General features: G+C 71.4%; 6 protein-coding genes. All 6 read left to right on the top strand.

The genetic code is table 11. The features are described from left to right. Positions 1-298: 298 nt before the first annotated feature. Positions 299-2,374, top strand: coding sequence for a glycogen debranching N-terminal domain-containing protein (locus AOK17_RS42120; protein ID WP_079053593.1), 2,076 nt, complete (start codon positions 299-301; stop codon positions 2,372-2,374). 129 nt (positions 2,375-2,503) lie between these two features. Further along, positions 2,504-3,262 carry an NUDIX hydrolase gene (locus AOK17_RS42115; RefSeq protein ID WP_055617936.1) on the top strand — a complete coding sequence of 253 codons (759 nt, stop codon included), beginning with the start codon at positions 2,504-2,506 and terminating at the stop codon, positions 3,260-3,262. A gap of 217 nt (positions 3,263-3,479) precedes the next feature. Continuing rightward, on the top strand, positions 3,480-5,243 hold the full coding sequence (locus AOK17_RS42110) for an ABC transporter ATP-binding protein (protein ID WP_055617935.1): 1,764 nt from the start codon (positions 3,480-3,482) through the stop codon (positions 5,241-5,243). A 162-nt stretch (positions 5,244-5,405) separates the two neighbouring features. Further along, positions 5,406-6,293: a FadR/GntR family transcriptional regulator gene (locus AOK17_RS42105; protein WP_206190929.1), complete on the top strand. Its 888-nt coding sequence runs from the start codon at positions 5,406-5,408 to the stop codon at positions 6,291-6,293. 405 nt (positions 6,294-6,698) lie between these two features. Then, entirely contained in the window at positions 6,699-8,237 is a 1,539-nt protein-coding gene (locus AOK17_RS42100) for an RNA polymerase sigma factor (RefSeq protein WP_055617937.1), read from the top strand. Positions 8,238-8,369: 132 nt separating this feature from the next. Beyond that, on the top strand, positions 8,370-9,043 hold a 674-nt coding region (locus tag AOK17_RS42095; RefSeq protein ID WP_055617933.1), incomplete at its 3' end, for a S1 family peptidase.

Raw genomic sequence — 9,043 nt, 5'->3', positions numbered from 1 at the left:
CCCCGGCTCCCGGCCGCACGAGCCCAAGCGGGACGTCTGGGCAACCCGCGCACGCCCACGCCCGCCCACACCCCTGCCGCTCCGGGGAGCAGCCCCCACCCCACCCCGGAGCCCCCGGCTCACCGCCAATCGGTCGGCTTCCCTGAACCGGGGCGTGACCCGGGACAGGCCCGCCCCGTTCACCTGAGTGGCGCAGCCCGCGGCCGGGCCGTGCCATCGCATCGAACCCGCCCTTCCGGAGCCCCCCACACGCAGCTGAGTGCGTACTCAGCGCACGGAGCACAGAAGAAGCCGCCCCATGCCCCTGCCCACCCAGTCCTCCACTCAGTACGACAAGCACCCTCTGCTCCGCAGGCCCGCACAGCTCCCCATAACCCCCGGCAGTGCCACAACTCCGAAGACCCCTCTGTCCCTGCCGCACGCGACGGCGAATCTGCCTCCCGCGCACAACGCGCTGATCTGCGTCGCGCTGCCCGGGCTCGCGATCTCCACGGAGCACGGCCAGCTGACCGGACAAGGGCTGGAGGGCTTCTACCGCGCGGGCCGGCGCATGCTCTCCCGATGCCGGCTGCGCGTCGCGGGGCGGGAGCCCCTCGCGATCCAGGCCCGGATGATCGCGGCCGACCAGGCCCGATTCGTGGCGACGCTGAGCCTGTCCAACGACGGCGGCCCCGACCCGGACGTCATCGTCGAACGGACGCGATACGCGGACGGCACGGAGCGGATCACTCTGCGCAGCGCGGCCCACCGCCATCTGCGCCTGCCCGTCGAGGTGTCACTCGGCACGGACCTGGCGGAACTGGGCGCGGTCGCCTCCGGGCGGGCCGGTCCCGACCTGCCTGCCAGCGTTCACGACTCGGGCATGCGGTGGTCCTGCGCCACCGGGCACTCCGTCGTCACGGCCAACCCGCCGCCCTCGGATGCGCTGGCCTCCGCCGGGCTGCTCCGATGGGAGCTCGAACTGCCGCCAGGGGACACCCGAAGCGTCGAGCTGAGGGTACGGCCGACGGGCGCGGGTCCCATCCGGGCCGTCGCGCGCGCTGCCACGAGCCCGCTTGCCCAGGCACGGGCCGTGAGCGACGACCCAAGGGCCGAGGCGCTCCTGCGCACGAGCATCGAGGACCTCCAGGCCCTGTTGCTGCGTGACCCGGAGCATCCGTACGACAACCACCTCGCGGCCGGTGCGCCCTGGCGTTGCGGCATGGCACCGGCCGACGCACTGGCGGCGGCGCGGATGACCCTGCCGCTGGGCACCCGGCTCGCCGCAGGCACCCTACGCACCCTTGCACGCACCCAACTGGTGGGCGCGGGGCCGCGATCCGGACTGATCCCCGGGCCGCGGCGGCACGCCGGTACGCATCTGCCACCGAGCTGCACGGGCGAAGAGGCGACCCTGCTGTTCCCCGTCGTTCTCGCGGAAGCCAGGCGCTGGGGGCTCCCCGAACAGGAGACCGAGGAACTGCTCCCCGTGGCTGAGCGCTGCCTGCAGTGGCTGCGGACGGCGGTCGGCGACGGCACGTATCTGTCCGACCCGCACCCCGGCGGACCATGGCGCTGCGAAACCCAGGCGCACGCCCACCGGGCCGCGCTGCTGGGCGCCGATCTCCTCGACGCCTACGGCAGGGGAGGCGGCTCCGAGTTGCGGGGGTGGGCTCGCGGAATGAGGGCCGCCTTCCAGGAGGACTTCTGGATCGAGGACAGGGGAGGCGGCAGACCGGCCGCGGCCCGCCTGCCGGACGGGCGGATCGTGCCGCACCTCGGCGCGGCCAGTGCGCACCTCCTCGACACCGGGCTGCTCGGTGTGGGCGCCCCGGCCCAGGGGCTGCTCGACAAGGTGCAGACGGAACAGCTGGCGCGGCTGCTCGGCGGGCCCGCCATGGACTCGGGCTGGGGACTGCGCAGCCTCGGCGCGAAGGAGGCGGCGTACAACCCGTTCGGGCATCGAGGCGGCGCCGTGCGGGTCCACGAGACGGCCGTCGCCGTCGCGGGACTGGCCGCCGCGGGCTACGAAAAGGAGGCGAGTTCACTGCTGCGGGGCGTGCTGTCTGCGGCGGAGGCTTTCGGGCACCGGCTGCCGGAGATGTACGCGGGGGAGCAGCGCACGGTAGGCGGCGTGCCGCTGCCGCATCCGGCGGCCTGTCGGCCTGCGGCCACGGCCGCGGCAGCCGGGATCCTTCTGCTCACCACCCTCGCCGGAATCCGTCCGGACGCCCCTGCGGGAACGGTGACACTGCGGCCGGTCCGTGGCGCGCCCCTGGGTGAGATCGGGCTGACCGGCCTGCGCGTCGCGGGCGCCCCGTTCTCCGTACGTGTCAGCCGGCTCGGCCTCGCCATGGTCGAGGAGGCTGCCGACGGGCTCCAGCTGGGAGTGTGAGCGGGCGGAAGCCGACGAGAGGCGGGTCGGCGGGGTCCCCCGGCGCTCGTACCGGAGAGCAGTGGATCAGCCACTGAAGCGACCGACGAAGGGAGTGTTTATCGTCAGGCAGACGACTATGATCTCGACATGCCCTACGACCCGTCAGCCTTCCCGCCGTTTGCCGTCACCGTTGACCTGGTCGTGCTGACCGTGCGTCGCCATGCCCTGTGCGCGCTGGCGGTACGGAGGGGTGAGCCGCCCTTTCAGGGGCGGTGGGCGCTGCCCGGTGGCTTCGTACGGCCGGACGAGGACCTGGCGCAGGCGGCGGCGCGGGAACTGGGCGAGGAGACCGGGCTATGTGCCCATGACCCGGCCGCCCCCGCGCAGGCCAATGGCGCGCACCTGGAGCAGCTCGCGACCTACGGAGACCCGAAGCGCGACCCACGGATGAGGGTCGTCAGCGTCGCCCATCTCGCCCTCGCTCCCGATCTGCCCGCGCCCAGGGCCGGCGGAGACGCCAACAGCGCGCGCTGGGCCCCCGTCGAGGAACTGCTTCAGCGGGGCGGCTACGGCCGCGACGGCGAACAGGCCGCGCCGCTGGCCTTCGACCACGCGCAGATCGTGTCGGACGGTGTGGAGCGCGCCCGCTCGAAGATCGAGTACTCGTCGCTGGCTACTGCCTTCTGCCCGACGGAGTTCACGGTCGGTGAACTGCGCCGGGTGTACGAGGCGGTGTGGGGCGTGGCGCTCGACCCCCGCAACTTCCACCGCAAGGTGACCGGCACGCCGGGATTCCTCGTCCCCACGGGCGGCACGACGACCCGCCAGGGAGGCCGTCCGGCCCAGCTGTTCCGCGCGGGCGGCGCCACGCTGCTCAACCCGCCGATGCTCCGTCCCGAGGTCTGACGCCGCTCCTGGAGCGGTGCCGGACGGAACCGTGCCGGGACGGGTGCGGCCTCGACACTCGGGCTGAGGCCCACCCTGCCCCGAAACCTGTGCAGAGACCTGAGGTGGCAACCCCGAGATTCGCCGTCGGGCCAAGTGGTCGGACTGGCACGGGGCGTGCCGTCCAGCGAGTCCAAGATGCCCGGAAAACTGTACATATCGCGCTATCTTGCTTCGGGTGATCCAGGCCATCGGACTGACCAGCAACGCCCGCAAGGAGCTTCCCCCCGCCGTCGACGACGTCTCCTTCGAGGTGCCCGCGGGCCGCGTCACGGCGCTCCTCGGAGCCCCGGGCGCGGGCAAGACGACGGCGCTCAGGCTCATGCTCGAACTCCAACAGGGCCGCGGAATCACCTACTTCAGAGGCCGCCCGCTGCATCGCATCGCCCATCCCTCGCGCGAGGTCGGCGTGCTCCTCGGAGAGGTCCCCGGCCACCCGGCACGTACGGTCCGCGGTCAACTCCGCATGCTGTGCGCCGCGGCAGGCGTGCCGGCCAGGCGTGCCGACGACGTCCTCGAAGTGGTGGGTCTGGTCAGCCTGCGCGACCAACGTCTGAGCACGCTCTCGCGCGGCATGGACCGCCGCCTCGGTCTGGCCTGCGCGCTGCTGTCCGACCCGCACACGCTCGTGCTCGACGACGCCGCCGACGGGCTCTCGGTCCGCGAGGGCCGCTGGCTGCACGGGATTCTGCGGGCCCACGCCGCCGGGGGCGGCACTGTGCTGTTCGCCACGGGCGACCCGAAGGAGGCCGCGCGGACCGCCGACCGTGTCGTCACGCTGGAGGAGGGCAGGCTCGTCGCCGACCAGGACGTCACCGACTTCGCCCGCACCCGTCTCCGGCCCCGCGTCGCCGTCCGCAGCCCGCACGCCGCCCGGCTCGGCGCGCTGCTCACCAAGGAGGCCCGCACCGCTCGACGCTCCGTGGAGGTCGTACGGGAGGACGGCAACCGCCTCTCCGTGTACGGCAGCACGTGCGCCGGCATCGGCGAAACCGCCTACCGTCACAGCATCCTCGTACATCAACTCGCGGACGAGATCGGTGACATGGGGCCCGTCCCCGCGCGGCGCCCGGCGAGTGACTCCCAGGAGGCCGAGCAGCCCGCGCGCCCCGCGACGGCGGAAGGCGCGAACGAGCTGTCTCCCCTCCCGCCGCCCATCACCGCCAGGCCGGGCTCCAGCCCCTTGCGGCCGCTGCGCTACGAACTGCGCCGTGCCGCCGGGGTCGCCACCGGCTACCTCACCGCGGTCGCCGTGCTCGTCGCCTCCGCCCTGATCTCCGTACTCCTGGCCAGAGCGGGGCACACCCCGCAGTCGCGTCTGCTCGCCGCGTGGCCACGGGATTTTCCTCTGCCGCCCGCGGCGCTCGGCGCGGGGCTCCTCGGTGCCATCGCGTTCGGCGACGAGTTCCGTCATCCCGCCCTGGCCGCCGATCGCGGGACCGTCCCCCGCCGCCTGGGACTGCTCGCCGCCAAACTCCTCGTCGCCGCCGCCACCGCGCTGCTGCTGGCCCTCCTCGCGGTGGGCGTGGACGCCGAACTGCTCTACCTCGTCTACGGACGGGAGCTCGCCGGAGTTCCCGAGGACTGGCTTTCGCTGGGCGTGAGTTGGATCGGTCTCGTGGTGGGCTGCGCCTGGGCGGGCGTCCTGGCGGCCGGTATCTTCCGGTCGACGACCGCCGGACTCGCGGCGGTACTGGCCGTACCGGTCCTCGTCGTACCGCTCGTACAGAAGGTCCTGGAGGGACCGTCCGTGCGGACCGCCGCCGGGTTCTCGACCCGGCTGCGCGAGCTCGTGCTGGTGCAGTGGCCGTTCGGAGGCGAGCGCTATGTGGCTGCTGTGGCGCGAGTGATCGCCCAACCCGTCGGCGGCGCACTGATGTTGTCGATCAGTGCCCTGCTCTGCGCATACCTGCTCACCACCCTACGGAGCAGGGTCCGATGACGGCGGCCCGTGCACATGCGTTCCCTTCGTGTGCGCAACTCCGCGCAGAACGCCCATTTCTTTCCGATAAGGCGTCAATTGCGACGGGGTGAGCGATCACCCTTTCGTGTGCTTTTCACCAAAGACCTCAAGGGAGTTGGAGACGGAGCCGACAAAGGATCCGTGAGTACCCTTGCGCACACCATGATGACCGCCGCCCGTTCCGCAGACTCCGGCCTCGCCGGCCCGGGCGAACTCGACCGCTACCCCTACGGGGAGGTCCCCGGTGCAGACCGCGTCAGCGCCTCCGTGTGGGACAGCACGGACCCGGAGCTGGGCCGCATGGGCCGACGTGCCGCCGGCAGCCGCGGACGCGGCCTGCATGGCCAACTGGTCCAGCAACTGGGGCAGATGATCGTCTCCGGCGACCTGGGCGCGGACCGCCCGCTGGTGCCCGAGGAGATCGGCCAGCGATTCGAGGTCTCCCGTACCGTCGTCCGTGAGTCGCTCCGCGTTCTTGAGGCGAAGGGCCTGGTCAGCGCCCGCCCCAATGTCGGCACGCGCGTACGCCCGGTCAGTGACTGGAACCTCCTCGACCCGGACATCATCGAGTGGCGGGCCTTCGGGCCGCAGCGCGACGACCAGCGCCGCGAGCTGAGCGAGCTGCGCTGGACGATCGAACCGCTCGCCGCCCGCCTCGCCGCCGGCCACGGCCGGGAGGAGGTGCAGCAGCGGCTCGCCGACATGGTCGAGATCATGGGCCACTCCATGGCGCAGGGTGACGCCCTCACCTTCTCGCGCGCCGACGCGGAGTTCCACTCCCTGCTCATCCAGGTCTCCGGCAACCGCATGCTGGAGCACCTCTCCGGGATCGTGTCCGCCGCGCTCCAGGTGTCCGGCAACCCGGTCACGGGCTGCGACCGGCCGACCGAGGCGTCCCTCGGGCACCACGCCCGCATCGTCGATGCCCTCGCCGCCGGCGACGGATCGGGTGCCGAGACGGCCATGCGCCAACTGCTCACCGTCCACCCCGAGGTGGAGCGCGTCGTGCCCGCGCCGCGCGAGCACTGACCGCGCACCGAGGGCGGCGCGGTCGGTGGCGGGTGCCCGTGTGGCATCGCTTGGCCGGCGAACCATCTGCCGCCGGACCCCCTGGATGCTTCTGGAATCCGGCGGGGTCCGGCGGTGTGATGGGGTACTGAGGTCATCGGCTGACCACCTCTGACCGCATCTGGGAGCTTTTGAGCACTTACGGGGTGTGACTCGGGCCACGCAGATTGGGCGTAACGCTCCACGGGGCAGCGCGATGACCTAAGAGGTGACAGCCGAGTAGGGAATACAGACGCCGTTCAAGGCGCTGTGACTCTTCCCGGCCCTCGCCCGCGCCGTCGGCCCATCCCCAAGTCGGCGGTCGTCGGCTCCTGTCCGTACCGGACGGGGCCGGAAGCCGTTTTCCAACGTTCCGAGAGGTTGTTCGTGTCGGCCAGCACATCCCGTACGCTCCCGCCGGAGATCGCCGAGTCCGTCTCTGTCATGGCGCTCATCGAGCGGGGAAAGGCTGAGGGGCAGATCGCCGGCGATGACGTGCGTCGGGCCTTCGAAGCTGACCAGATTCCGGCCACTCAGTGGAAGAACGTACTGCGCAGCCTCAACCAGATCCTCGAGGAAGAGGGTGTGACGCTGATGGTCAGTGCCGCGGAGCCCAAGCGCACCCGAAAGAGCGTCGCAGCGAAGAGTCCGGCCAAGCGCACCGCCACCAAGACCGTCGCGGCGAAGACGGTGACGGCCAAGAAGGCCACCGCCGCCGCCGCCCCGGCGATGCCTGCCGCAGACGCTCCCGCCGAGGACGCAGCCGAGAAGAAGGCCGCTGCCAAGAAGGCGACGGCCAAGAAGGCCGTAGCGAAGAAGACCGTCGCGAAGAAGGCGACGGCGAAGAAGACCACCGCCAAGAAGGACGACGCCGAGGTCGTCGACGACGAGGCGGCCGAGGAGACCCCGGGCGCGGCCAAGACCGGCGACGAGCCCGCCGAGGACGGCGCCCAGGGCTTCGTCCTGTCCGACGAGGACGAGGACGACGCGCCCGCGCAGCAGGTCGCCGCGGCCGGTGCCACGGCCGACCCCGTCAAGGACTACCTCAAGCAGATCGGCAAGGTCCCGCTGCTCAACGCGGAGCAGGAGGTCGAGCTCGCCAAGCGCATCGAGGCCGGTCTGTTCGCCGAGGACAAGCTGGCCAACGCCGACAAGCTCGCCCCCAAGCTCAAGCGCGAGCTGGAGATCATCGCCGAGGACGGCCGCCGCGCCAAGAACCACCTCCTGGAGGCCAACCTCCGTCTGGTGGTCTCCCTGGCCAAGCGTTACACCGGCCGCGGCATGCTCTTCCTGGACCTCATCCAGGAGGGCAACCTCGGTCTGATCCGCGCGGTGGAAAAGTTTGACTACACCAAGGGCTACAAGTTCTCGACGTATGCCACGTGGTGGATCCGTCAGGCGATCACCCGCGCCATGGCCGACCAGGCCCGCACCATCCGCATCCCGGTGCACATGGTCGAGGTCATCAACAAGCTCGCGCGCGTGCAGCGCCAGATGCTCCAGGACCTGGGCCGCGAGCCCACCCCGGAGGAGCTGGCCAAGGAACTCGACATGACCCCCGAGAAGGTCATCGAGGTCCAGAAGTACGGCCGTGAGCCGATCTCCCTCCACACCCCCCTGGGTGAGGACGGCGACAGCGAGTTCGGTGACCTCATCGAGGACTCCGAGGCGGTCGTCCCGGCCGACGCGGTCAGTTTCACGCTCCTCCAGGAGCAGCTGCACTCCGTCCTGGACACCCTGTCCGAGCGTGAGGCGGGCGTCGTCTCGATGCGCTTCGGTCTCACCGACGGTCAGCCGAAGACCCTCGACGAGATCGGCAAGGTGTACGGCGTGACGCGCGAGCGCATCCGCCAGATCGAGTCCAAGACGATGTCGAAGCTGCGTCACCCGTCGCGCTCGCAGGTGCTGCGCGACTACCTCGACTAGGTCTCGGCCGTACGTCATCGAGGGCCCGGTTTCCTGCTCAGGGAGCCGGGCCCTCGGTCTGTGCGGAGTGCGGAGTGCCGCCATCTGGATCACGCTGGGTGTCTCATGACAACCCCAGAGTGAGGAGCGCGCATGCCTCGTCCCTTTGCCCGAGCGCTGGCCGTAGCGGCCACGGTGGCCGTCATACCGTTGGCCTGTCCGGCACCCGCGACGGCCGATGTCATCATCGGCGGCTACCCGGTCGAGATCTCCGAGAGCCCCTGGACGGTCGCCGTGTCCAGCCGTGACCGGTTCGGGGGTACGCGTGCCGGACAGTTCTGCGGGGGTGTGGTGATAGGCCGCTCGACGGTGCTGACCGCGGCCCACTGTCTGAGCAAGGAGGTGCTGGGCGCACCTCCGCGGCAGGTGCGTGATCTGAAGGTGATCGCGGGCCGCGGGAATCTGCTGTCGGCCGAGGGCAGGGAGATCGCCGTGCGCGACACCTGGATCAACCCGCGCTACGACAGCTACACGAACGCCGGAGACTTCGCCGTACTCACTCTCGCGGAGCCCCTCGCCGCGAGCGCGGTCATCCCCATGGCGGGCGCCGGTGACGCCGCGTACAAGCCAGGCCCAGGGGCCGTGGTCTACGGCTGGGGCGACACCACGGGGAGCGGCGACTACGCGACCACTCTGCGGGCCGCGCGCGTGAAGGTGCTGTCCGACGCGCTCTGCGAGGAGGCCTATCCGGGGAGCGTGGACGGAACGTACGTGGCCGCTTCCATGCTGTGCGCGGGGGAGGAGGAGGGTGGCCGGGACGCCTGTCA

The organism is Streptomyces phaeochromogenes, from assembly GCF_001418655.1.
Taxonomy (GTDB): domain Bacteria; phylum Actinomycetota; class Actinomycetes; order Streptomycetales; family Streptomycetaceae; genus Streptomyces; species Streptomyces phaeochromogenes.
The sequence above is the reverse complement of the archived record's forward strand: the minus strand, read 5'-3'. Positions and strand labels throughout refer to the sequence as shown.